The organism is Brotaphodocola sp. (assembly GCF_983179755.1).
In genome coordinates, this window is sequence record NZ_CFAHBC010000035.1 from 1 (window position 1) to 23,799 (window position 23,799).

Sequence of the window (23,799 nt, forward strand, 5' to 3'; positions counted from 1 at the left end):
CACGGTGGTGTGAGAGGACGGCGGTTAGTCACCGCCTCCTACTCGATTAGGAAATGTTATCAGTTATCCTGTAAAATGAAAAAATATTTTGTAAGGGCGCAAAGTAACTAACTATATAATCGATACCTAGAGATTGCAATACCGTGGAGAAACATACCGGATCGCATTACGGTACGAGTTTTGCAAGCTCCGGGAAGAGTCCAAGACTGCGCTTTAAGATTCCTTTCATAAATGCAATCGTGATGCCATAATTCGTAAACGGAATTCCGGCATCGAGCGCTGATTTCTGTCGGTAGAGAACCTCACGCTCGTTGAGCATACATCCACCGCAGTGAATCACCAGCTTAAATTTTGACAGGTCTTCCGGGAAGCCGAGACCGGAACTTGTCTCAATCTCAAGCGATTTTCCGGTGCATTTATGGAGCCAGCCGGGAATCTTGACGGTTCCGATATCTCCGCATTGGCGGTGATGGGTACAGCCCTCGGAGATCAAAATTCGATCGCCGTCTTTCAGCGTGGAGATTGCAGAGACACCGCGAACCGCTGTCTCTAAAAATCCTTTGTAGCGCGCCATCAGAATCGAGTAGGAGGTTAGCGGAAGCTCGTCGGGGACGAGACGGCTCACGAGACCGAACGCCTGACTGTCGGTGATAACCATAGCGGGCTGGATTCCACCTGCCTGAAAACGGGCAAGCGTCTCTTCAAGCTCGGTTTCCCGGCAGACAATGGAGATTGCGCCAGATTCTAAGACCTCGCGGATCATCATTTGCTGGGGCAGAATCAGTCGTCCCTTCGGCGCGGACTCATCGATCGGGATGACCTGAATCACGAGATCGCCGGGATGCAATAGATCGCGGATAAGGTTGCGGGTGGGCTTTCCGGTGTGAACCAGGGAGGCAATGCGCTCTTTTAACTCCTGAATGCCGATGTTTTTTTGTGCACTGACACTGAGAATATTAGCGGGTAAGATGTTGGTGCCCTCAATATTGGCATTTGGAATCTCAGCGCCTGAAATTCCAGTGCCTGAAATTTCAGTGTCTGTTGCAGGTAAATCGTGCTTCTTTGAATTTTGAAATGCAGAAAGGTCGCATTTGTTAAAAACGATGAGAAATGGAAGATCTTTTTCTTTAAAGAGATCAAGAAGTTCCTGATCGGAAGCACCGATTCCTTCCGTGCCGTCCACGACGAGAACCGCACAGTCGGCGCGGTTTAAGATCTGTCGGGCACGTTTGATGCGCTGTTTTCCGAGACTTCCCTCATCGTCGAATCCGGGCGTATCAATGATCACAACCGGACCAAGTGGGAGAAGTTCCATAGATTTTGTTACCGGGTCTGTCGTCGTTCCCTTTGTATCAGAGACGACAGACATTTGCTGACCGGTGATTGCGTTGACGATACTGGATTTTCCGGCATTTCGTCGCCCGAAAAATCCGATATGAATCCGCTCAGCGGATGGAGTTGCATTCAATCCCATAATAGATCCTCTCATAAATCGAAATGATAAAGTAACGAAATTAGAAGCGGAAATCGCGGATTCCCTCTTCGATTTTCTTTAAGTGGTCAGCGCAGATTTCGCGAACCTTTTCTTTCGGAATATTTGAGAGTTCTGCCTGAATCAGTGCCTCACCGATCTTTTTCGTATCCTCGGATGCGTAGTCCATCAGATACTCTTTCAGCGTCATCAACGCGTTCGGATGACAGCAGTTTTGGATCTGTCCGCTCTTGCAAAGACTCATGAAGCGGTCGCCGGTGCGTCCCTCACGGTAGCAGGCAGTACAGAACGACGGAATATACCCAAGCTCCATCAGCCATTTCACAACCTCATCGAGCGTTCTCTGATCGGATACATCGAACTGTTCGGTATCTGTTGGGCGAACTTCCTCCTGATAACCGCCGACGGAGGTGCGGGAACCACCACTGATCTGGGAGACACCGAGACGAATGACTTTCTCGCGGACTTTCTGGCTCTCTCTCGTGGAGATGATCATGCCGGTGTAAGGAACGGCAACGCGGATCAGAGCGCAGAGTTTGGCAAAGATCTCATCGCTGATTCCATTGTCGAAGGTGTTTGGATCAATGTCGTCAGCGCGCTTGATTCGCGGAACGCTGATCGTGTGCGGGCCGACTCCGTGAACGGCTTCAAGATGTTCAGCGTGCATCAGAAGACCGGCAAACTCATACTTGTACAGCTCCAGACCAAAGAGAACACCGAGACCGACATCATCGATGCCACCCTCCATCGCGCGGTCCATCGCTTCGGTGTGGTAGCAGTAGTCGTGCTTCGGACCGGTCGGGTGAAGGGTCTCATAGCTCTCTTTGTGATAGGTCTCCTGGAACAGAATGTAGGTTCCGATTCCGGCTTCCTTGAGCTTTCGGTAATTCTCCACAGTCGTGGCTGCAATGTTGACATTGACTCTGCGGATCGCTCCGTTCTTGTGCTTGATGGAGTAGATCGTATTGATACACTCGAGAATGTACTCGATCGGGTTGTGGAGCGGATCTTCGCCGGCCTCGATGGCAAGACGCTTATGTCCCATATCCTGAAGAGCAGTGACCTCAGCGGTGACCTCCTGCTGTGTCAGCTTCTTGCGCGCGATATGGCGGTTCTTGCTGTGGTAAGGGCAGTAAACACAGCCGTTGACGCAGTAGTTGGAGAGGTAGAGCGGGGCAAACATGACAATGCGGTTGCCATAGAATTTCTTTTTCAGCTCTTCTGCGAGCGTGTAGAGTTCCTCAATTTTCTCCTGATTTTCGCAGGCGAGAAGAACGGAGGCCTCACGGTGAGTTAGACCCTTGCAGAGCTTTGCCTTCTCAATGATCTGATCAATCAGCTCGAGATTGTCCTTGTTGGCCTCCGCGTATGCGAGTGTGTCAAGAATTTCCTGATGGTTGATGAATTCCTCCGCTTTCAGAGATTTTGGATTGTATGCGTACATAATATTTTCCTTTCTTGCAGGTCAGCGAGATTTCTACTTCCCCTTGATCGAACACGATATGTTCAGCATTTTTTCGGGACTAAAAATTTTCAAAGTCAAAAATCCGGCTTTCCTGTCAGAGCGTTTTTATAATTTTATTTTTTTGATAGGAATCTTTTACTCGATTCCGATCAGACTGTCTCCGCGTGAGGACACAATGTGAAATCCGGCGCTTGTGACACGGCGCTCGAGACAGCCACGACATTCGGCAGCCTCCTCACCGGTGCAGATCTTGTTGTCGTAGAGCGCATATTTTTTGCGAACTCCGACGGGTGAGAGATTCGGCATGATGACGTTTGCACCGGAGCGAAGTCCCTCCTCGCGTCCATCGGACTGTGCGGTTCCGAGAGCAGTCGTTGCTGGCAGGAGTACTTTCGGGAGCAGAAGGCGGATCACGGACAGAAGAAACAGCGTCAACTCGACGCTTCCGGCAGGCATCTCTCCAAATGGCGTATCTTTCTGTGGGAGAAATGGGCCGATGCCAACCATGTGAGGCTGAAATATTTTGAGAAAACGCAGATCTTTCACGAGATCCGCAGTTGTCTGATACGGAGAACCAACCATGAAGCCACAGCCTGTCTGGTAACCGATTCGGCGCAGTGTCTCGAGACATTTCATGCGATTGTCAAAACTCATCTGCTCGGGATGGAGCTTCTCGTAGTGAGATTTTGAGGCAGTCTCATGGCGGAGCAGGTAGCGGTCAGCGCCGGCATCAAACAGTCGCTGATAGCTCTCCTCGCTTCGCTCACCGAGAGACAGTGTGATCGCACAGTCCGGGTATTCGGCACGGATTGCGGAGACGATTTTCTCCATCCGCTCGTCTGTGAAATAGGGATCTTCTCCGCCCTGAAGCACAAAGGTGCGGAAACCGAGATCATATCCCTGGCGACAGCAGGAGAGAATCTCGTCGAAACTCAGGCGGTAGCGGTCTGCATGTGGATTGCTACGGCGAATTCCGCAGTAGAAGCAGTCATTTTTGCAGTAGTTGGTAAACTCAATCAGTCCGCGCAGAAAGACTTCCTCATGGTAGTAACGGGCACAGCACTCAGATGCTTTCTTCTTTAAAAATGCGCGGATGCGCCCATCATCCTCGTTTCGTCCGTCAATCAGGAGACGGAGATCCTCATCGGGAAGATCGTGTTCGCGAACCAGAGTCTTGGCGATTGCCATTAAGTCTAAATTCGTCATGTTCGTTATGTTTTTCAAGTCATTCATGATTTCACTCCCGAATAGGCCGCCTTGGAACTAACTCCGGGCAGTTTTCCGATCTTTCCTGACAGTGCGGAGATCACCGGTTGGGGGGCATCGATCGCGATACTGATGATGCTCAACTGCTTTTGACGATAGGGAATTCCCATGCGTCCGATGATGAAAGTGCGATACTCATGCAGAATGTCGTTGAGCGCTTCAACGGAATCTGAATTTTCCACAACGATTCCAATGACGGCGATCCGTGTTTCCTCAGCAGGAGACGGAGCATGTTCTGTGTGCAGTTTTGATTCTGGTGTTTTCATGTGCGACAGAGTCCTCCTGGCATATAAAGATGTTTTTAGGCTACTGTTCATGTTCATAGTGCTAGACACGTGTGGGTGAACAGAAACAATTTTAGAATCCAGGACGCAAAAAAGACTGTAACGATTTGTGGATTGGTAGTGTGAATCCAGATTCGCAAAATTCAAGTCAAAGTTATTTGCTGATATTCGTTGAATGGAAGCACAAAAATATCAAATATCATAGTTACAGAATGTGAATTTTGAATAGAAAATAAAATAGGTGAACCTTTCTCCTCAAAATAGTTTCATAGTTTTTTGGCGTCAGGATACAAGAACATCGTATCATAGTGAGAAAAAGTTTGCAATAGGGAGTGCGTGAAAGTGGGGGTAGAGCGATAGGATGTGTGCAGAGATGTTTATTGCTTTTGGGCTTTGATGTTCTTTGATGTTTTCTCTAATGATTTTTTTGGTGCTTTTTCGGCTCCCCTTTTGTGTTGTAAATGTCTTAATGTTTGTTCTCAGTTTGCAAGAGAGAAAAGCCTGTGATAAAATAAGACTCAGACATAAGGAAGGACAAGAGGATGAAATGATAGAAAAAATTGATGAAATTCAGGAACAGCTTGCGGGGGCAGAAAAAGTGTTAGTCGGACTTGGCGAGGAGTGGAAGTGGAATCGTCAGGGCGAGGATGCAAAAGAACGCCGGGAAGAGCTGGTGAGAGCATACGAGAAACTGTATCAGATGCTTCAGAATAAAGATTATTTTATTGTGACGCTTGCAACGGATGCGCTGATCTATGAGACTTCGCTTGGAAGCAAGGCAGAGAACGTGATTTCAACGGATAAAGAGGAAGATGCAGTTTCCTGTCCGTCGGAGAATGCAGAGACACTTGCGGTGATGGAACGTCTGTTTCCATCCAAGAAGCGTCCGGAAGATACCAGATGGCAGAGGATTGTAGCTCCTTGTGGAAATGAGACGTGGAGACAGTGTTCCGCCGCTTGTACGAAGGACATCTGGGAGCCGGGCGAGGTCCCGAATGATATCTGTCCACACTGCGGAGCACCGCTGACTGGAAATACAGTCGAGGCAAATCCTTATATTGAGGAGGGATACCTGCCACAGTGGAATCGTTATACGCAGTGGCTGACGCGCACTTTGAACCGCGAGACTTTGATTTTGGAATTGGGAGCGGGATTTGGCAATCCGGGAGTCATTCGTTTCCCATTTGAGAAGACAGCATTTTTTAACCGCAAATCGCATCTCTGCCGTGTACATGCCCAATTCCCACAGATCACGCAGGAACTGGCAGATCGCGCAGTTGGAATTAAGGAGAATTCGGTTGAGTGGGTGAATCAGATTAAAAATCAGATATGATTGAAATATAATCATACGAAAATGTAAGATACCTAGCTAAGGCGAAAGACGGCGGGAAAATACGCGCAAACACGCTCGCGCTGGATGAGCCGTAAAATAAAAGTGTGCCATAAAGTAAAAATCACAACTCCATCTTGAATGTACAAACGAAGAAACAAAAGTTGTGAAAATAACTGGTGTGTGTTAAACTGTTGAAGTATCCGTAGTGATCGTGGCGTTTCAGCGGACGCAGAGCGGAGGGAAGATACCGTGACAAAAGTTCTGCAATCGAGAAATGTCACAGCGATAGAAAGATTAAATTTGTCCGCAGGATGTCGGGAAAGAGTGTCTGGAGGCAGAGAACAGATGATAGCAATCATTGATTATGATGCAGGAAATTTAAAAAGCGTAGAAAAAGCGCTGACATCATTGGGAGAGAAACCGACTGTGACGCGTGATCCAGATGTGATCCGCAGTGCAGACAAGGTGATTCTTCCGGGAGTCGGAGCATTTGGTGATGCAATGGAGCGCTTGAGACAGTATGGTCTCGTGGATGTGATTCGTGAAGTGACGGCAAAGGGCACACCGTTTCTCGGAATCTGCCTGGGACTTCAGCTTCTGTTTGAGCGGAGTGATGAGAGCGAGGGTGTGGAGGGACTTGGAATCCTTCCGGGAGAGATTCTGAGAATTCCGCCGGCAGAGGGACTCAAGATTCCGCATATGGGATGGAATTCTCTTGAAATCCGTCCGGACAGCCGTCTCTTTAAGAGCGTGGAGAACGGATCTTATGTATACTTTGTTCATTCCTACTATCTGAAGGCTAAAAATCCGGAAATAGTTGTGGCGACATCGGAGTACGGCGTGCAGATTCATGCATCGGTGGAGCACGGCAATATTTTTGCCTGTCAGTTCCATCCGGAGAAGAGCAGTCGTGTGGGACTTCAGATTCTGAAGAATTTCATCAGCCTGTAACGGACTGGGCAGAAGGGAGAACGAGATCAATGTTTACAAAGAGAATCATTCCCTGTCTGGACGTAAAAGACGGACGGGTGGTAAAGGGTGTTAATTTTGTGAATCTGCGCGATGCCGGAGACCCGGTTGAGATTGCAGAGGCTTATGATCAGGCAGGAGCAGATGAGCTGGTTTTTCTGGACATCACCGCATCCTCGGACGGTCGTGATACGGTTGTGGACATGGTGCGTCGTGTCGCAGAGAAGGTATTTATCCCGTTTACGGTTGGCGGAGGAATCCGCACTGTGGAAGATTTTCGTAAATTGCTCAGAGAGGGCGCAGACAAGATTTCTGTGAATTCAGCTGCGATTGATCGTCCGGAGCTGATCTCTGAGGCGGCAGAGAAGTTCGGACGTCAGTGCGTTGTAGTCGCAATTGATGCGAGACGGCGTGCTGATGGAAGCGGATGGAATGTTTACAAACACGGTGGACGGCTTGACACAGGTCTTGATGCCGTTGAGTGGGCGAGAAAGGCAGATAAACTCGGAGCAGGCGAGATTTTACTCACGAGCATGGACTGTGATGGAACAAAGGCCGGATACGACAACGAACTCACGGCAATCATTGCGGAGAATGTCTCCGTTCCGGTCATTGCCTCAGGAGGAGCAGGAACGAAGGAGCATTTCTATGACGCTTTGACAAAAGGCAAGGCGGACGCTGCACTTGCTGCCTCTCTGTTCCACTACAAGGAACTGGAGATTCGCGACTTGAAGGAGTATTTAAGCGGGCGAGGAATTCCGGTTCGCCTGTAAAGCAAAGAACAGAACGATGCAGGAGCGTTTTGCAACAGCAGAAACGAAAGAACAAAAGAACAAAAGAATAAAAGAACAAAAGAAATGCGCAAGAAAAAATACCATAAAAAATTGCAGAAAAAATAAGATACTTGCTGTGCAGGTAGTGCAGGAAAGAAGGACGAAGAAATGGGAGCAATCGCTAACGACTGGCTGGAACCGTTGAGCGGGGAGTTTAAGAAACCATATTATCGAAAGCTATATGATACGGTAAAGCATGAGTATCAGACGAGACAGTGCTTTCCAGATCCGAATGACATCTTCAACGCATTTGAGTTTACCCCACTCTCTGAGGTGAAAGTGGTGATTCTGGGTCAGGACCCGTATCACAATGTCGGTCAGGCTCATGGGCTTTGTTTTTCTGTAAAACCGGATGTGGAGATTCCGCCGTCTCTGGTGAATATCTATCAGGAACTTCACGATGATCTGGGATGCTATATTCCAAATAATGGTTATCTTGTAAAGTGGGCAAAGCAGGGAGTCATGCTGTTGAACACAGTTCTGACCGTGCGCGCACATGCAGCAAATTCTCACCGTGGAATCGGCTGGGAGGAGTTTACCGATGCGGCAATTCGTGTGCTCAATGAGCAGGACCGCCCGATGGTATTTATTCTCTGGGGAAGACCGGCGCAGATGAAGAAATCGATGTTGACGAATCCGAAACATCTGATTCTCGAAGCTCCGCATCCGAGTCCGCTTTCCGCATACCGGGGATTCTTCGGCAGTAGACCGTTCAGCAAGACAAATGCCTACCTCGAGGAGCATGGACTCACACCGATTGACTGGCAGATTGAGAATATCTGATGAAAGAAAAAGAAGAAAAACATTGGCAAAAAAGAGTTTGTGTAAACCTGAGTAGGAGAAAAGAAAAAGGAGATTCAACCTATCATGGAACAACTGATTGAAATTTTAAAAGTAATTGTGCTGGGAATTGTTGAGGGATTCACAGAGTGGCTTCCGATCAGCAGTACCGGTCACATGATTCTTGTGGATGAGATCATTCACTTAAATGTACCAGAGGATTTTATGAATATGTTCCTCGTTGTGATTCAGCTCGGCGCGATCATGGCAGTCGTCATGTTGTATTTTAAAAAGCTGAATCCGTTTGACCCGAGTAAGAGTGCCGGACAGAAGCGTGCAGTTTGTCAGTTGTGGGTAAAGATTGTGATTGCCTGCTTCCCGGCGGCAGTCTGCGGTCTGCTTCTTGATGACTGGATGGAGGCACACCTCTACAACGCTTATGTCGTGGCAACCACTCTGATTGTCTACGGAATTCTCTTTATTATGATTGAGAACCGCAACCACTATACCGAATTTCCGGTACAGCGTGTGACGCAGATTACATATAAGACTGCCTTCATGATCGGACTGTTTCAGATTCTGTCTCTCGTTCCGGGAACTTCCCGATCCGGTTCCACGATCCTCGGTGCAATGATTCTTGGATGTTCCCGCGGAGCTGCGGCTGAGTTCTCGTTCTTCCTCGGACTTCCGATTATGCTCGGTGCAAGTGCACTGAAATTAGTGAAATTTGGTTTCCATTTCACGGGACTTCAGATCTTTTATCTGATTCTTGGTATGGTAGTCGCATTTGGAGTTTCGGTTTATTCGATCCGATTCCTGATGTCCTACATCAAGAATAATGACTTCAAGTTTTTTGGATACTATCGAATTGTGCTCGGCGTGATTGTGCTTGCATTTTTTATTGTGCGCGCACTGCTGTCCTAGCAAGAATAATCAGATGGCAAAATCGGTTACCGTTTGTGCATGATCGGATCGATCGCATGAGCAGTAACACGGTTCTGCACAGGGGAGATTTGAAAAATCGTGCAGGATTGCCACAAAAAAGAAAGGTAAAAAAGAGAGAAGCGTATGAATATAAGAAGACCTCTGACCAGAAACGAACGGTTTCTGCTTCTGGCTCTGGTTCCTGTCTATTTTATTGTTGCGGGATTTATTTTGCAACCGGCAGGAGAAATTTTTGATGGGGTTCTGGCAATTATGAGAGAGCCGGATTTCCTGATTACGGATTATTTTGTCATTGGAGGAGTGGGTGCTTCCTTTCTCAATGCGGGTGTTCTTACCCTTTTAAGCATTGCAATCCTTTATGGTCTTGGCATGGAGATGGACGGTCATACGATCACCTCCACATTTCTGATGTTTGGATTTTCCCTGTTTGGAAAAAATCTTTTGAATATCTGGATGATTCTCGCCGGTGTCTGGCTCTATGCAAAGTATCACCGGGTTTCCTTGTCAAAATATATTTATGTGGGATTTTACGGGACGAGTCTGTCTCCGATTATCACAGAGGTGATGCAGATTGGTAATTTCTCACTTCCGCAGAGACTTTTGCTCTGCGTCATCACGGGAATTACCATCGGTTTTGTCCTCCCGCCACTGAGTACCCATATGCACTTCATGCATCGCGGATATTCCCTTTATAACGTTGGATTTGCGGGCGGAATCATCGCGACGGTTATCGTTTCCCTGATGAAGTCGTTTGGAATCACGATGGAATCGCGCCTGATCTGGTATGAGGGCGACAATCTGCCATTTATCATCCTGCTCTCCGTGCTTTTTCTCGGTATGATCCTTGGCGGATTTCTGTATGGCGGAAATATGGCATTTTTGCGGTATCAGCAGATCCTGCGCTCCTACGGGCTTGGCGGAACGGATTACTACAAGGAGTGGGGCGCACCGGCGACAATGATCAACATGGGCATCAACGGCATGACGGCGATGGGATTTCTGATTGCAACGGGCGTGCATCTGAATGGTCCGACGATCGGAGGAATCTTCACGATTGTCGGCTTCAGTGCGACAGGAAAACATCTGAGAAACATTCTTCCGGTCATGACCGGAGTTGTGTTTGCGAGTGCAGGAAAAGTGTGGTCGATCACTGATCCATCTGCAAGTCTGGCGCTTCTGCTCTCAACGACGCTGGCACCGATCGCCGGAGAGTTCGGCATCTTTGCGGGGATTCTCGCGGGCTTCCTTCACTCCTCTGTGGCGCTCAACGTTGGAATCGTGTACGGTGGAATGAATCTTTATAACAATGGATTTGCGGGCGGAATTGTGGCGGCATTCCTCGTTCCGGTCATCCAGTCCGTGCGCTCGAGAAGGGCACGCGCAAAATCCGGCTGGTCACTGTAATTCTGTAAAAAATCGCAAAATAATGTAAATAGACAGCAGATTTTTACATGGAAATTTTTCTTTTTCAGGCGTATACTGAGAACAATTGAAACGAATCTTGCCAATTAAACAATTGTAAAGTGGGAAGATTCTGTGGCAAAAAATATGTGATGGACTGGGGAGGAATTTGCATGGTTTACGGAGCAATCAAACAACTGGTACAGTATGGTCTGGATACGGGGTTAATCACAGACACAGATGCAATTTATGCGCGAAATCAGATCCTCGATGCTCTTCATATGGAGGAATATGAGGAGCCGGAAAATGATCCCGGCAAGGGGACACTTGAGGAAATTCTGAAAGAGCTGCTTGACTATGCGTGCGAAAATGGGGTGATTGAGGACGGAATTGCAAGCAGAGATCTGTTTGACACAAGATTGATGAATTGCCTGATGCCGAGACCGTCGGAGGTGTCTGCAACATTCTGGAAACTTTATGAGGAGAAGGGACCTGAGCGTGCAACGGAGTATTTTTACAAGCTGAGTCAGGATTCTGACTATATCCGCCGGTATCGCGTGTGCAAGGACCAGAAATGGGTGACTTCCACGCCTTACGGGAATCTCGATATCACGATCAATCTCTCAAAACCGGAGAAAGATCCGAGAGCGATTGCAAAGGCAAAGCTCGCAAAACAGAGCGGATATCCGAAATGTCTTCTGTGCATGGAAAACGAGGGATATGTGGGACGTTTGAACCATCCGGCGCGAAATAATCACCGCATCATCCGCCTGACGATTGGCGGAAAGCGCTGGGGCTTCCAGTATTCCCCGTATGTCTACTACAATGAGCACTGCATCGTGTTCAACGGGGAGCATGTGCCGATGAAGGTCGAGAGGGAATCCTTCGTCAAACTGTTTGATTTCGTCAAGCAGTTCCCGCACTATTTCCTCGGGTCGAATGCAGATCTTCCGATTGTAGGCGGTTCGATTCTCAGCCACGATCATTTTCAGGGTGGTCACTACACGTTTGCGATGGCGAAAGCTCCGATTGAGAAGCATGTCAAGATACCGGGATTTGAGGATGTCGAGGCAGGAATTGTCTACTGGCCAATGTCCGTTCTGCGTCTGCGTGGAAAAGATCCGGATCGCCTGATTGACCTCGGAGATAAGGTACTTCAGACATGGCGCGGGTACACGGATGAATCTGCATTTATCTTTGCGGAGACGGACGGAGAACCGCACAATACGATCACGCCGATCGCAAGAAAGAACGGAGCTCTCTATGAACTTGATCTTGTCCTGAGAAACAACATCACGACCGAGGAGTTCCCGCTTGGCGTTTACCATCCGCACCAGGAGCTTCATCACATCAAGAAGGAGAACATCGGTCTGATTGAGGTTATGGGACTTGCCGTTCTTCCGTCAAGACTGAAAGATGAGCTTGCACTTCTCGCGGAGTACATCGTCGAGAAGAAAGATATCCGGAGCAATGAGAGCATTGAAAAACATGCAGACTGGGTTGAGAAATTCCTCCCGAAATATGAATCGATCACAAAAGAAAATGTCGATCAGATTCTGCGCGATGAGGTCGGTCATGTCTTTGCCCGCGTGCTTGAGGATGCCGGTGTGTACAAGTGCACGCAGAAGGGGCGGGAAGATTTCCTGCGTTTCCTGACGACAGTGGGATTTACGGTATAGGAAATATGCAGGTGGAAAATCATATCTCCACAAGAAAAAGATTGTGAAACTTGCAGGAAAAATGGTGTTGGAAATTGTTAGTGCTTCGATGTATATTTGGTGATAAATAAAAGCACATCAAAAAATAATACATCAGAGAGTCAGACGAGAACAGCAAAGAGGCTATTGCAGAACGAGACGGAGTAAATCCGGAAACGAATTCTGCGGTAGCCTTTTTTTCTTTCTCTATTTGATTGATTTGATTTAGCTGGTGAAGGAGGAGATCATAATGGAGGAGAAGAAGAGAAATACCGCAGACCTTCTGGTCGAGTGTCTGGAAGAGGAAGGCGTAGAGTATATATTTGGAATTCCGGGTGAGGAGAATCTGGCGGTGATGAATGCATTAAACGATTCTAAGATCCGCTTCATCACAACGAGACATGAACAGGGAGCTGCATTTATGGCAGATGTCTACGGACGACTGACCGGAAAAGCAGGTGTGTGTCTGTCCACGCTTGGACCGGGTGCGACAAACCTTGTAACCGGTGTTGCGGATGCAGACAGTGACGGTGCTCCTCTTGTCGCAATCACCGGTCAGGTGGGAACAGAGCGCATGCATATCACCGGTCATCAGTTCCTTGATCTGACAAAGATGTTTGAGCCGATCACGAAGCGGACGAAGATGGTTGTGCGTCCGGATACGATCGGAGAGATTGTGCGACTCGCGTTCAAGTATGCGGAGGGAGAAAAACCGGGTGCAACCCATATAGATCTTCCGGTTAACGTCGCAAAGATGGCGGTGGATGAGTCGGAGAGACCGCTTCACAAGAAGATTGCACCGAAGGAGTATGCAGAACTTGACACGGTTCAGGATGCAGCGGGACTGATTTTTCAGGCTCAGAATCCGGTGATTCTCGCCGGAAGCGGAGTAGTTCGCGGTCATGCATCAAAAGAGCTCACGGAGTTTGCTTCCAAGTTGAAAATTCCGGTTGTCAACACGATGATGGCAAAGGGTGTGATTCCGTTTGATAATCCATACTCGATGTGGACAGTCGGGATTCCGCAGAGAGACTATGAGAACAAGATTCTTGAGGAGGCAGATCTCGTCATCGCAGTCGGTTACGACATTGTCGAATTTGCCCCGGCAAAATGGAATCCGAAGGGCGAGACAAAGATTGTCCATGTGGACATGCGTCCGGCACACATCAACAAGGTATATCAGCCGGATGTCGAGGTTGTCGGAGATATTGCGGATTCGCTGAACCAGATTGCGAGAAGAACGGGACGCCACAGTGAGCCGGAGAAAGCGCTTGCGATCCGTGCGAGAATGGTCGCGGAACATGAGTCCTATGCGGATGATAATTCGTTCCCGATGAAACCGCAGAGAATCCTCAACGATGTCCGCAAGGTCATGGGACGCGAGGATATCGTGATTTCGGACACCGGAGCTCATAAGATGTGGATTGCGCGTCATTACAACTGCTATGAGCCGAACACCTGCATCATCTCAAATGGATTTGCGACGATGGGAATCTCCGTTCCGGGAGCGATCGGAGCCAAGCTCGTTCATCCGGACAAGAAAGTGCTTGCAATCAGCGGAGACGGTGGATTCATGATGAACTGTCAGGAACTTGAGACTGCAAGAAGAGAGGAAATTCCGTTTGTCACTCTGATTTTCAACGATTGCAGTTACGGTCTGATCAAGTGGAAGCAGATGGATCAGTACGGAAAGAGCTGTTACGTCGATTTCACAAACCCGGATTTCGTAAAATTTGCAGAGAGCATGGGAGCGATCGGATACCGGATTGAGAAGGCAGAAGACCTGATTCCGACACTCGAAAAGGCATTTGAGCAGACGGTTCCGGTCATCATCGACTGCCCGGTAGACTACTCGGAGAACACGAAGCTGACCGCACACCTGAAGCAGTTGATGGAAGAGCTGTAACAATTATTCTTATCATCGGTAAGGCATATAGAGAAATGTTTTATCTGTAAAAGAAAGGGATGTCTTTGCATCCTTTTCTTTTTGTGTTATGATTCAAACGTGCGACAAAATAAATATGCAGAAATAGGTTTATTTATTCATGAATTTTCTGCAAAAATCAATTTGAAATGAGGGTTGCACAGAGGAAATAACTGTGAGGACACGGAACAGTTACGAAAAATAAAAAAGAAAATGGATGGTAAGACAACAATGGAAAAAGACAGAAAAAAATCGATGGTCAGCAGTATGCTTCTGATGCTGACTGCTCTGATCTGGGGTGTAGCATTTGTGGCACAGAGTGAGGGACTCAATTACGTGGGGGCATTTACGCTCAATGGAAGCCGTTTCCTTGTGGGCGGTATGGTTCTTCTGCCGTATCTTCTTTTAACAAAAAAGAACGGGAATAATGAGAGCGCGCAGGAGAGAGAGGTGCAGAGAAGACGCTTAAAAACAGGTGTAATCGGAGGGATCTGCTGTGGATGTTTTCTCTGCCTGGCAAGCAGTCTTCAACAGTTTGGAATTGCGTACACGACCGTCGGAAAAGCTGGTTTTATCACGGCACTCTATATCGTGATTGTCCCGTTACTTGGACTTTTTATGCACCACAAAGTCGGACTGAATATCTGGCTCAGTGTTTTGATTGCCTCCGCAGGCATGTATCTGCTGTGCATTACCGAAGAATTTTCAATCGGTCGCGGAGATCTCCTCGTATTCCTGTGCGCGATTGGATTTTCGATGCATATTCTGGTCATTGATCATTTCTCTCCGAAGGCAGACGGAGTCGTGATTTCCTGCGTACAATTTTTCACGGCGGGTCTTATCTCCGTTGTATTGATGTTTACATTTGAACAACCGTCATGGAAGGGGATTCTCTCCGCGTGGTTGCCGATTCTGTACGCAGGCGTGATGTCGTCCGGTGTCGGATATACGCTTCAGATAATCGGACAGAAAAATCTCGATCCGACAGTTGCCTCTCTAATCATGAGTCTGGAATCTGTATTTGCAATGCTTGCCGGATGGGTGATTCTCGGACAAAAGATGTCTGCACGCGAGCTGTTGGGCTGTGCCCTCGTATTCGGTGCGATCATTCTCGCGCAGATTCCGGTGGAGAAACTGCGAAAGGCGTAAAAATATGTAGGCGAGATCACAGGATGCCATCATTTGGCGTGTCTAAAAAATGACTAGCAAAACAAAAAAGTAAGGAGAATAAGTTGTGGGTGTTGCGATTGCATTAAGGGATGCATGGCTGTTTGAACAGGCGGATGACAAGTCTGGACGAGCGGATCAGGTTCTGTCCGGTTGGGCAGTCTGGTGCGATGTTTCCGAGACACAGAGCACGAAACTGTCTGAGCAAGACGTGATGGACTGGCAGAAGAGCCGATATGTCCATGTCGTGACGCACTATGGATATCAGGGGTGGATGCGTACTTCTGATCTTCGCCTGTGTTCCGAGAAAGAGTGGAGACTGCGCCAAAATCTCGAAGTCTTAGCATTATCGGGAACAGAAGAATTGTTGCAATCATCCGCACCATTTTGTTGGATTGGAGTCCGGGAGGCAGACATTCTCTCAGCCCCTAAAGTTCAGGCAGAAATCCTTGAGACGCTGACGCGCACTTCGATCGTGCATGTCATAAAGCGTGATGAGGTGGACGGATGGAGCAGAGTCCGCACTGCTTCAGGAACGGAAGGCTACCTTCACACAGTATTTCTCACAGAGCGCCGTGACCATGATCGATTTCTGATGAAGCGGTCAAAAGGATTCTTTTTACAGGATTTTTTATCTAGGAGAGCAGAAGTGGTGCAGGAAGAGAGCATTCAGAAGTTTTCAAATGTGAAGACAAATCTGCAAGCGTGGGAGCAGGCACTTCGCCATGCTTTAACGAACAGTGCACTCCGTTATCTGGGAACGCAGTACCGCTGGGCGGGAAAAAGCTCGCAGGGAGTCGACTGCTCCGGTCTACTGTTTTTGTCCTATATGGAAAATGGAATCCTGATTTATCGAGACGCAAAAATGATAGATGGATTTCCGATGTGCCCGATTGGTCGAGATGAACTTGCCCCCGGCGATGCAATCTATTTTCCAGGTCATGTCGCAATGTACCTGGGTGATGGAAAATTTATTCACGCCACTGCATACAAGGAGAATGCGGGAGTCTGCATCAACAGCCTGAATCTGACCGATAGCGATTACCGGGAAGATCTAGTAAATTCGATTACGGGATATGGGAGTGTGTTTGTAAAAGAATGATATGTATTTTCTCTTAACGATTATTTACAAAAAGGAAATAGAGTAGGTAAGTGATTGGGAGAAAAACGGGCAGAAAAAAGATTAAAAGATAGAGGAAAAATAGGCGACGGAGTGCGAACGTGTTTGCAGGACTTTACTCGCTGGAGGAGCCGAACTGGAGGAGCCGAACTGGAGGAGCCAGACTAGAGAAGCCAAAAAAAGAGCCTTGCTCGGAACGGGATTATTGATGCAATCCATTCCGCACAAAGCTCTTTTATTATTTTCCCTAAATTTACTAAAGCGAATAAAGTTGAACTTACTTATTCTCGTTCTTCTTGTTCTCAGCCATCATCATTGCACGAACCTTTAACGGCAGTCCGAACAGGGTGATGAAGCCAGATGCATCATGGTGATCGTAGAGATCGCCGGTTGTGAAGGATGCAAGAGACTCATTGTACAGAGAGTACGGAGAAGTGGTTCCAGCCTTGGTGATGTTGCCCTTGTACAGCTTAAACTTAACTTCACCGGTTACATACTCCTGGGTCACATCCATGAATGCCTGGATTGCCTCGCGGAGCGGGGTAAACCATTTGCCCTCGTATACGATCTGAGCGAAACGGTTGCCAAGATCCTTCTTCAGATCCATCGTAGCGCGGTCGAGAACGAGCTCCTCAAGCTGTTTGTGAGCTTCCATCAGGATAGTTCCACCAGGAGTCTCATAAACGCCACGGGACTTCATACCTACTACACGGTTCTCTACAATATCAACGATACCGATTCCGTGCTTTCCACCCAGCTCATTGAGTTTGCGGATGATGTCGGAAACCTTCATCTTCTCGCCGTTTACGCTGGTCGGGATACCCTTTTCAAAGGTCATTGTCACATACTCGCCCTTGTCCGGTGCCTTCTCCGGAGTTACGCCCAGAACAAGCATATGCTCGAAGTTCGGCTCATTTGCCGGATCTTCCAGCTCAAGTCCCTCATGGCTGATGTGCCATAAGTTACGGTCACGGCTGTAGCTGTGGCTGTGATCAAACGGAAGATCAATGCCGTGCTGTTTGCAGTACTCGATCTCATCCTCACGGGACTCGAGAGTCCAGATGTCGGTCATTCTCCACGGAGCGATGATCTTCAGATCTGGAGCCAGTGCCTTGATGCTCAGCTCGAAACGAATCTGGTCATTTCCCTTACCGGTAGCACCGTGGCAGATTGCAACAGCACCCTCTTTGCGGGCGATGTCAACCAGACGTTTTGCGATAGCCGGACGTGCCATAGAGGTGCCGAGGAGATATTTGTCCTCATAAACAGCGTCTGCTTTTACGCAGGGCATGATGTAGTTGTCGCAGAAATCGTCGGTAACATCTTCAATATATAATTTGGAGGCGCCGGATAATTTTGCTCTCTCATCCAGACCATCCAGCTCGTTGCCCTGACCGCAGTCTACGCAACAGCAGATAACATCATAGTCGAAATTTTCTTTCAGCCACGGAATGATGGTGGTGGTATCCAGACCGCCGGAATAGGCTAATACAACTTTCTCTTTCATAATCGAAAATCCTCCTCGGTATCGTTGGTTTCATTCGTTTAGACTTCATAAATATACAACACTTTTCGCGATAATGCAAGTGGAAAATTCATTTTATTCAAAAAATACTTGCATAATATGCATTACAGATGTATAATTATGAAACCACACCGAGCAGGACAATCTCTTTTGCGCCTGCCGATTCCTCTGCGTGATCGATGTGGGAACACAGGAACAAAAGGGGTACGAAAACGGAAGAAAAAGAAGAGATAAAGATAAGAACAGACAGAAACAAAGCGGGAATCTGTATTGTACAGAAACAAAGAATTTGGAAAAGGGTCTTTTCTTATTAGAAAAAAATAATTATAATGAAACAAAACAGAAAAAGATAACGATTTCTCGCAACATGGAACCGTTACAGAAAATGCATGATTATGAGAGGATGAGGAAAATGATTAAAGTCGGAATTATCGGAGCAACCGGATATGCCGGAGCAGAACTGGTCAGACTGCTTCTGCAGAGAGAAGACGTGGAGATTGTCTGGTATGGTTCCCGAAGCTATGTAGGACAGGATTTTGCCTCTGTTTATAGAAATGTAGTTCATCTGACGGATGAGCCGTGTAAAGATGATGATATGGCAACGCTCGCTGAGATCGCAGATGTGATCTTTACTGCGACTCCGCAGGGCTTCTGTGCTTCCCAGGTGACCGAGGAGATTCTCTCCAAGACAAAGATCATCGATCTGAGCGCAGATTTCCGTATTAAAGATGTGAATGTTTATGAGAAATGGTACAAGATTTCCCATGCAACCCCGCAGTTTATCCCGGAGGCAGTTTACGGACTTCCGGAGATCAACCGTGACAAGATCAAGAATGCACGCCTGATTGCAAATCCGGGATGCTACCCGACCTGTTCCTTCCTTTCTGTTTACCCGATGGTAAAGGAAGGTCTTGTAGATCCGAACACGCTGATCATTGATGCAAAATCCGGTACTTCCGGAGCAGGACGTTCCGCAAAGGTCGACAGCCTCTACTGTGAGGTCAATGAGAGCATGAAGCCGTATGGAGTTGCAACGCACCGCCACACTCCGGAGATTGAAGAACAGCTCTCCTATGCAGCAGGAAAGCCGGTGACGATCAGCTTTACCCCGCATCTCGTTCCGATGAACAGAGGAATCCTTGCAACCGCATATGCGACTCTGACAAGACCGGTGACGACAGAGGAGGTCAAGGCCGTTTACGACAAGTATTATGGAAATGAGTACTTTGTCCGCGTGCTCAAGCCGGGTGAGGTTCCGCAGACGCGTTGGGTAGAGGGAAGCAACTTCGCAGATGTTGCATTCAAGATCGATGAGCGCACGAACCGTATCGTGATGATGGGCGCGATCGACAACATGGTAAAGGGAGCAGCCGGACAGGCAATGCAGAATATGAACCTGCTGTTCGGACTTCCGGAGAACACCGGACTCAAGCAGATCCCGGTATTCCCGTAAATTTACTTATAAGAAAAAATCAGGAAGAAACAGGAAAAACTCATGGCAGGAACGATGAGCATCCTCGTGCGGGAGATGACCCCTGAGGATTATGATAAGGTATATGAACTCTGGAACAGCATTCAGGGATTCGGAATCCGCTCGATCGATGACTCGAGAGAGGGCGTGGAACGCTTTCTGAAACGAAATCCGACGACGAGCGTTGTGGCAGTGCAGAATGGCCGGATTGTCGGAGCGATTCTGTGCGGTCACGATGGGCGCACCGGATTTTTCTATCATGTCTGCGTGGCAAGTGACTATCGAAACCGCGGAGTCGGTCACAGAATGGCACACTTTGCAATGCAGGCATTGAGAGCAGAGGGCGTGAATAAAGTCAGCCTCGTTGCGTTCAAGAGCAATGCGCTGGGAAATGAATTCTGGCACAATGTGGGATGGCAACGCCGGGACGATATGAACTATTATGATTTTGTTCTGAACGAAGAAAATATCACGAATTTTATTCGATAGCGTCGACATGACTGTTTGTTTAGAAGAGATAAAAAACGTGTTACAAAAATCCTGAAAAAGATATTGATCTGGGATTGAGGTACATCATCAGGGAGGAAATGACATGAAAATCATAGAAGGTGGAGTGACAGCGTCAAAGGGATTTGAGAGTGCATCTACGGAGGCAGGAATCAAATATAAGAACAGAAAAGATATGGCGATGATTTACAGCCAGACCCCGTGTAAGGCAGCGGGAACATTTACGACAAATATCGTGAAGGCTGCTCCGGTTAAATGGGATCAGAAAATCGTGAAAGAGTCTGAATTTGCACAGGCAGTTGTAATCAATGCGGGAATCGCAAATGCATGCACCGGTGCAGAGGGACTTGGATACTGCGAGAAGACTGCACAGGCAGTTGCAGAGGTTCTGAATGTTCCGACTGATGCGGTTCTCGTCGCATCAACCGGCGTCATCGGCATGCAGCTTCCGATTGAGAAACTTGAGAATGGAATCAAGGCGATGGTTCCCAATCTTGATGGAAGCATTGAGAGCGGTACCGAGTCGGCAAAGGCAATCATGACGACCGATACAAAGAAAAAGGAAGTTGCCGTTCAGATTGAGATCGGTGGAAAGACCGTGACGGTCGGTGGAATGTGCAAGGGCTCCGGCATGATTCACCCGAATATGTGCACGATGCTTGCATTTGTGACGACGGATATCGCAATCTCCAAGGAGCTTCTTCAGGAGGCTTTGAGCGAGGACATCAAGGACACCTACAACATGATTTCTGTTGACGGCGATACCTCGACGAATGATACCGTGCTTCTGCTTGCAAACGGAATGGCAGGAAACCCGGAAATTACAGAGAAGAACGACGATTACAAGGAGTTCTGCAAGGCACTCAACTACGTCAACGAGACGCTTGCAAAGAAGATGGCAGGTGATGGTGAGGGATGTACGGCTCTGTTTGAGGTTAAGATTGTCGGCGCCGAGACAAAGGCACAGGCAGTGACGCTTGCAAAGTCCGTTATCACCTCAAGTCTGACGAAGGCAGCAATTTTCGGTCACGATGCAAACTGGGGAAGAATTCTCTGTGCAATGGGATATTCCGGTGCACAGTTTGACCCGGAGAAAGTGGATCTCTACTTCGAGAGCAAGGCAGGAAAGATGCAGATCATCAAGGACGGTGTCGCGCTTGATTACAGCGAAGAGGAGGCAACGAAGATCCTCTCTGAGCCGGAGGTGACTGCAACCGCAGATGTGAAGATGGGAGATGCAACCGCGACTGCGTGGGGATGCGATCTGACGTTTGACTATGTAAAAATCAATGCCGATTACCGGTCCTGAAAGGAGCCCCTTTATCATGAGTATGGAATTTAGTGAAATCAGTGAGATGCAGAAAGCGGAAGTTCTGATCGAGGCACTTCCGTATATTCAGAGATTTAACCGCAAGATTATCGTTGTAAAATACGGCGGAAGCGCAATGGTGGACGAGCATCTGAAACATCAGGTGATTCAGGATGTTGTTCTTCTGAAACTTGTAGGCTTCAAGCCGATCATCGTTCACGGCGGTGGCAAGGAGATCAGCAAGTGGGTCGGAAAAGTTGGAATGGAGCCGCATTTCGTCAATGGTCTGCGTGTGACAGATGAGCCGACAATGGAGATCGCTGAGATGGTGCTCAACAAGGTCAACAAGAGCCTTGTTCAGCTCGTCAACGAGCTTGGCATCAAGGCAGTCGGCATCAGCGGTAAGGACGGCATGATGCTCAAGTGCAAGAAGAAATATTCCAAGGGCGAGGACATCGGTTTTGTCGGTGACATCACAGAGGTTGATCCGCAGATCATCTACGATCTTCTGGAGAAGGATTTCCTGCCGATCATCTGCCCGATCGGATTTGATGATGAGTTCCAGAGCTACAACATCAATGCGGACGATGCAGCATGTGCAATCGCGCGTGCAGTCAAGGCAGAGAAACTTGCATTCCTGACGGATGTCGAGGGCGTTTATCGCGACTTTGAGGACAAGTCTTCTCTGATTTCCGAGATGACGGTCGACGAGGCACAGGAGTTCGTATCCGGCGGTTCTCTTGGCGGAGGCATGCTCCCGAAACTTCAGAACTGCATCGATGCAATCAACAACGGCGTATCCCGTGTACATATTCTTGACGGACGAATTGCACACTGCCTGCTTCTTGAGATCTTCACGAACCGAGGAATCGGAACTGCAATTCTGAAGCATGGAGCAGAGCGTTACTGTTATGAGGAGAGCGGACTTCCGAAGACCGGATTTGACCGCAAATTGCAGGAACAGGAGTGTCAGGGAGGAAAATAAGATGGATAAGAAACAGTATATTGACCGCGCAGAGCAGGTGCTCTACAAGACTTACAACCGTTTTCCGGTAGTCTTTGATCACGGCGAGGGCGTAAAATTATATGATACTGATGGACAGGAATATCTCGATTTTGGTGCGGGCATTGCCGTTATGGGACTTGGATACAGCAACGAGACGTTCAAGAATGCACTCAAAGATCAGATTGACAAGCTCTGCCATACCTCCAACCTGTTTTACAATGAGCCGGCTGTCGAGGCAGGAGAGAAACTCTTAAAAGTATCCGGAATGGAGAAAGTATTCTTCACCAACAGCGGAACCGAGGCGATCGAGGGAGCACTCAAGATTGCAAAGAGATATGCGTACAACAAGGGAATGGCACCGGATTATGAGATCATTGCAATGCATCATTCATTTCACGGACGCAGTCTCGGCGCTCTGTCCGTGACTGGAAACGACCACTATCAGGACCCGTTCAAACCGCTGATCCCGAACATCAAGTTCGCAGATTTCAACGATCTTGAGAGCGTGAAGGCATTGTTCAGCGACAAGACCTGTGCCGTCCTGATGGAGACGATTCAGGGCGAGGGCGGCATCTACCCGGCATACCCGGAGTTCATCGAGGGTGTTCGCAAACTCTGTGATGAGCACGATGCCCTGCTGATGCTCGATGAGATCCAGTGTGGAATGGGACGAAGCGGAGAGATGTTTGCATGGCAGGTATACGGCGTAAAACCGGATGTCATGACTGTTGCAAAGGCACTTGGAAATGGTGTTCCGATCGGAGCTTTCCTCGCTTGTGGCAAGGCTGCAACCGCAATGGTTCCGGGCGATCACGGCACGACTTACGGCGGAAACCCGTTTGTATGTCGGGCAGCTTCGACGGTACTTGATCTGTTTGAGGAAATGCAGATTCCGGAGCATGTTCAGTCGACCGGAGCTTATCTCTGGGAGACGCTTGAGAAGCTCAAAGAGAAGTATTCCTGCATCAAGGCACACCGTGGTCTTGGTCTGATTCAGGGACTCGAATTTGATACCGCAGTTGGACCGATCGTTTCCGATGCGCTCTTAAACCAGCATCTCGTTCTGATCAGTGCAGGAGCAAATATTCTTCGTTTCGTTCCACCGCTTGTGATTGAGAAATCCGATGTGGATGAGATGGCGGTTCGCCTTGAGAGAGCGATTCAGGCGGTTGTGAAATAAGATTTTAAGTTGAATTCGATCAAGATTAAGACAAAAAAGGTGCTGTCAAATATGCAGCACCTTTTTGCTTTGAGTGCGCCCGGCGGCGCACGTTTCTAACCGGTGCAAGTCCGGAATCCGCCCGG

The 23,799-nt window shown here is 48.2% G+C and carries 19 protein-coding genes and 1 pseudogene; 15 read left to right on the forward strand and 5 right to left on the reverse strand.

Translation table 11 applies throughout. The features are described 5' to 3' along the window. Positions 1-166: 166 nt before the first annotated feature. From hydF to AC4EVX_RS11010, 4 genes are all read right to left on the reverse strand, one after another. On the reverse strand, positions 167-1,474 hold the full coding sequence (hydF, locus tag AC4EVX_RS10995; RefSeq protein ID WP_177977839.1) for a [FeFe] hydrogenase H-cluster maturation GTPase HydF: 1,308 nt from the start codon (positions 1,472-1,474) through the stop codon (positions 167-169). Between the two features lie 40 nt (positions 1,475-1,514). Continuing rightward, on the reverse strand, positions 1,515-2,936 hold the full coding sequence (hydG, locus tag AC4EVX_RS11000; protein ID WP_490160219.1) for a [FeFe] hydrogenase H-cluster radical SAM maturase HydG: 1,422 nt from the start codon (positions 2,934-2,936) through the stop codon (positions 1,515-1,517). Positions 2,937-3,092: 156 nt separating this feature from the next. Next, positions 3,093-4,190: a [FeFe] hydrogenase H-cluster radical SAM maturase HydE gene (gene hydE / locus AC4EVX_RS11005; RefSeq protein ID WP_490160220.1), complete on the reverse strand. Its 1,098-nt coding sequence runs from the start codon at positions 4,188-4,190 to the stop codon at positions 3,093-3,095. Continuing rightward, positions 4,187-4,489, reverse strand: coding sequence for a TM1266 family iron-only hydrogenase system putative regulator (locus AC4EVX_RS11010; protein WP_177977841.1), 303 nt, complete (start codon positions 4,487-4,489; stop codon positions 4,187-4,189). Before AC4EVX_RS11010 ends, hydE begins: the two co-directional genes overlap by 4 nt. Before the next feature lie 565 nt (positions 4,490-5,054). Here AC4EVX_RS11010 and AC4EVX_RS11015 point away from each other — a divergent pair. The 10 genes from AC4EVX_RS11015 (at position 5,055) to AC4EVX_RS11060 (ending at position 16,658) form a co-directional block, all read left to right on the forward strand. Next, on the forward strand, positions 5,055-5,840 hold the full coding sequence (locus tag AC4EVX_RS11015; RefSeq protein WP_177977842.1) for a hypothetical protein: 786 nt from the start codon (positions 5,055-5,057) through the stop codon (positions 5,838-5,840). 345 nt (positions 5,841-6,185) lie between these two features. Continuing rightward, the gene (hisH, locus tag AC4EVX_RS11020) at positions 6,186-6,791 is read left to right on the forward strand and encodes an imidazole glycerol phosphate synthase subunit HisH (RefSeq protein ID WP_308451951.1); all 606 of its coding nucleotides are present in this window, start codon (positions 6,186-6,188) and stop codon (positions 6,789-6,791) included. A gap of 29 nt (positions 6,792-6,820) precedes the next feature. Further along, the gene (gene hisF / locus AC4EVX_RS11025; RefSeq protein WP_308451950.1) at positions 6,821-7,582 is read left to right on the forward strand and encodes an imidazole glycerol phosphate synthase subunit HisF; all 762 of its coding nucleotides are present in this window, start codon (positions 6,821-6,823) and stop codon (positions 7,580-7,582) included. Between the two features lie 168 nt (positions 7,583-7,750). After that, entirely contained in the window at positions 7,751-8,425 is a 675-nt protein-coding gene (locus AC4EVX_RS11030) for a uracil-DNA glycosylase (protein WP_177977845.1), read from the forward strand. An 84-nt stretch (positions 8,426-8,509) separates the two neighbouring features. Beyond that, a complete protein-coding gene (locus AC4EVX_RS11035; RefSeq protein ID WP_177977846.1) occupies positions 8,510-9,346 on the forward strand; it encodes an undecaprenyl-diphosphate phosphatase in 837 nt (278 codons plus the stop codon). A gap of 144 nt (positions 9,347-9,490) precedes the next feature. Next, positions 9,491-10,771, forward strand: a complete 1,281-nt coding sequence (locus AC4EVX_RS11040; protein WP_177977847.1) for a DUF1576 domain-containing protein — start codon at positions 9,491-9,493, stop codon at positions 10,769-10,771. Positions 10,772-10,941: 170 nt separating this feature from the next. Continuing rightward, positions 10,942-12,447 (forward strand): UDP-glucose--hexose-1-phosphate uridylyltransferase, encoded by a 1,506-nt coding sequence (galT, locus tag AC4EVX_RS11045; RefSeq protein ID WP_177977848.1) that lies wholly within the window; start codon positions 10,942-10,944, stop codon positions 12,445-12,447. 268 nt (positions 12,448-12,715) lie between these two features. After that, positions 12,716-14,371: an acetolactate synthase large subunit gene (locus tag AC4EVX_RS11050; protein WP_177977849.1), complete on the forward strand. Its 1,656-nt coding sequence runs from the start codon at positions 12,716-12,718 to the stop codon at positions 14,369-14,371. 249 nt (positions 14,372-14,620) lie between these two features. After that, positions 14,621-15,538 carry an EamA family transporter gene (locus tag AC4EVX_RS11055; protein WP_177977850.1) on the forward strand — a complete coding sequence of 306 codons (918 nt, stop codon included), beginning with the start codon at positions 14,621-14,623 and terminating at the stop codon, positions 15,536-15,538. Positions 15,539-15,623: 85 nt separating this feature from the next. Beyond that, positions 15,624-16,658: an NlpC/P60 family protein gene (locus AC4EVX_RS11060; RefSeq protein WP_177977851.1), complete on the forward strand. Its 1,035-nt coding sequence runs from the start codon at positions 15,624-15,626 to the stop codon at positions 16,656-16,658. A gap of 295 nt (positions 16,659-16,953) precedes the next feature. On the opposite strand, the gene AC4EVX_RS11065 is transcribed toward AC4EVX_RS11060, so the two are convergent. Beyond that, positions 16,954-18,183 (reverse strand): argininosuccinate synthase, encoded by a 1,230-nt coding sequence (locus tag AC4EVX_RS11065; protein WP_177977852.1) that lies wholly within the window; start codon positions 18,181-18,183, stop codon positions 16,954-16,956. A 430-nt stretch (positions 18,184-18,613) separates the two neighbouring features. Here AC4EVX_RS11065 and argC point away from each other — a divergent pair, with 430 nt between their 5' ends. The 5 genes and pseudogenes from argC (at position 18,614) to AC4EVX_RS11090 (ending at position 23,674) form a co-directional block, all read left to right on the forward strand. Further along, complete coding sequence (gene argC / locus AC4EVX_RS11070; protein WP_177977853.1) at positions 18,614-19,654, forward strand: N-acetyl-gamma-glutamyl-phosphate reductase; 1,041 nt, start codon at positions 18,614-18,616, stop codon at positions 19,652-19,654. Positions 19,655-19,672: 18 nt separating this feature from the next. Further along, positions 19,673-20,161 carry a GNAT family N-acetyltransferase gene (locus AC4EVX_RS11075; protein ID WP_490160221.1) on the forward strand — a complete coding sequence of 163 codons (489 nt, stop codon included), beginning with the start codon at positions 19,673-19,675 and terminating at the stop codon, positions 20,159-20,161. A gap of 103 nt (positions 20,162-20,264) precedes the next feature. Continuing rightward, complete coding sequence (gene argJ / locus AC4EVX_RS11080) at positions 20,265-21,488, forward strand: bifunctional glutamate N-acetyltransferase/amino-acid acetyltransferase ArgJ (protein ID WP_177977855.1); 1,224 nt, start codon at positions 20,265-20,267, stop codon at positions 21,486-21,488. A 22-nt stretch (positions 21,489-21,510) separates the two neighbouring features. Then, positions 21,511-22,371, forward strand: a pseudogene (gene argB, locus AC4EVX_RS11085) (acetylglutamate kinase); the annotation flags it as partial. 103 nt (positions 22,372-22,474) lie between these two features. Further along, positions 22,475-23,674, forward strand: coding sequence for an acetylornithine/succinylornithine family transaminase (locus AC4EVX_RS11090; RefSeq protein WP_177977856.1), 1,200 nt, complete (start codon positions 22,475-22,477; stop codon positions 23,672-23,674). Positions 23,675-23,799: the final 125 nt, after the last annotated feature.

What these genes read in the sequence shown, in the direction of transcription:
- hisH (WP_308451951.1), top strand. Translation starts at nt 6,186, where the DNA reads ATGATAGCAATCATTGATTATGATGCAGGAAATTTAAAAAGCGTAGAA.
- hisF (WP_308451950.1), top strand. Translation starts at nt 6,821, where the DNA reads ATGTTTACAAAGAGAATCATTCCCTGTCTGGACGTAAAAGACGGACGG.
- AC4EVX_RS11030 (WP_177977845.1), top strand. Translation starts at nt 7,751, where the DNA reads ATGGGAGCAATCGCTAACGACTGGCTGGAACCGTTGAGCGGGGAGTTT.
- hydG (WP_490160219.1), bottom strand. Translation starts at nt 2,936, where the DNA reads ATGTACGCATACAATCCAAAATCTCTGAAAGCGGAGGAATTCATCAAC.
- argJ (WP_177977855.1), top strand. Translation starts at nt 20,265, where the DNA reads ATGAAAATCATAGAAGGTGGAGTGACAGCGTCAAAGGGATTTGAGAGT.
- AC4EVX_RS11015 (WP_177977842.1), top strand. Translation starts at nt 5,055, where the DNA reads ATGATAGAAAAAATTGATGAAATTCAGGAACAGCTTGCGGGGGCAGAA.
- hydF (WP_177977839.1), bottom strand. Translation starts at nt 1,474, where the DNA reads ATGGGATTGAATGCAACTCCATCCGCTGAGCGGATTCATATCGGATTT.
- AC4EVX_RS11040 (WP_177977847.1), top strand. Translation starts at nt 9,491, where the DNA reads ATGAATATAAGAAGACCTCTGACCAGAAACGAACGGTTTCTGCTTCTG.
- argC (WP_177977853.1), top strand. Translation starts at nt 18,614, where the DNA reads ATGATTAAAGTCGGAATTATCGGAGCAACCGGATATGCCGGAGCAGAA.
- AC4EVX_RS11050 (WP_177977849.1), top strand. Translation starts at nt 12,716, where the DNA reads ATGGAGGAGAAGAAGAGAAATACCGCAGACCTTCTGGTCGAGTGTCTG.
- AC4EVX_RS11035 (WP_177977846.1), top strand. Translation starts at nt 8,510, where the DNA reads ATGGAACAACTGATTGAAATTTTAAAAGTAATTGTGCTGGGAATTGTT.
- AC4EVX_RS11065 (WP_177977852.1), bottom strand. Translation starts at nt 18,183, where the DNA reads ATGAAAGAGAAAGTTGTATTAGCCTATTCCGGCGGTCTGGATACCACC.
- hydE (WP_490160220.1), bottom strand. Translation starts at nt 4,190, where the DNA reads ATGAATGACTTGAAAAACATAACGAACATGACGAATTTAGACTTAATG.
- AC4EVX_RS11055 (WP_177977850.1), top strand. Translation starts at nt 14,621, where the DNA reads ATGGAAAAAGACAGAAAAAAATCGATGGTCAGCAGTATGCTTCTGATG.
- galT (WP_177977848.1), top strand. Translation starts at nt 10,942, where the DNA reads ATGGTTTACGGAGCAATCAAACAACTGGTACAGTATGGTCTGGATACG.
- AC4EVX_RS11090 (WP_177977856.1), top strand. Translation starts at nt 22,475, where the DNA reads ATGGATAAGAAACAGTATATTGACCGCGCAGAGCAGGTGCTCTACAAG.
- AC4EVX_RS11010 (WP_177977841.1), bottom strand. Translation starts at nt 4,489, where the DNA reads ATGAAAACACCAGAATCAAAACTGCACACAGAACATGCTCCGTCTCCT.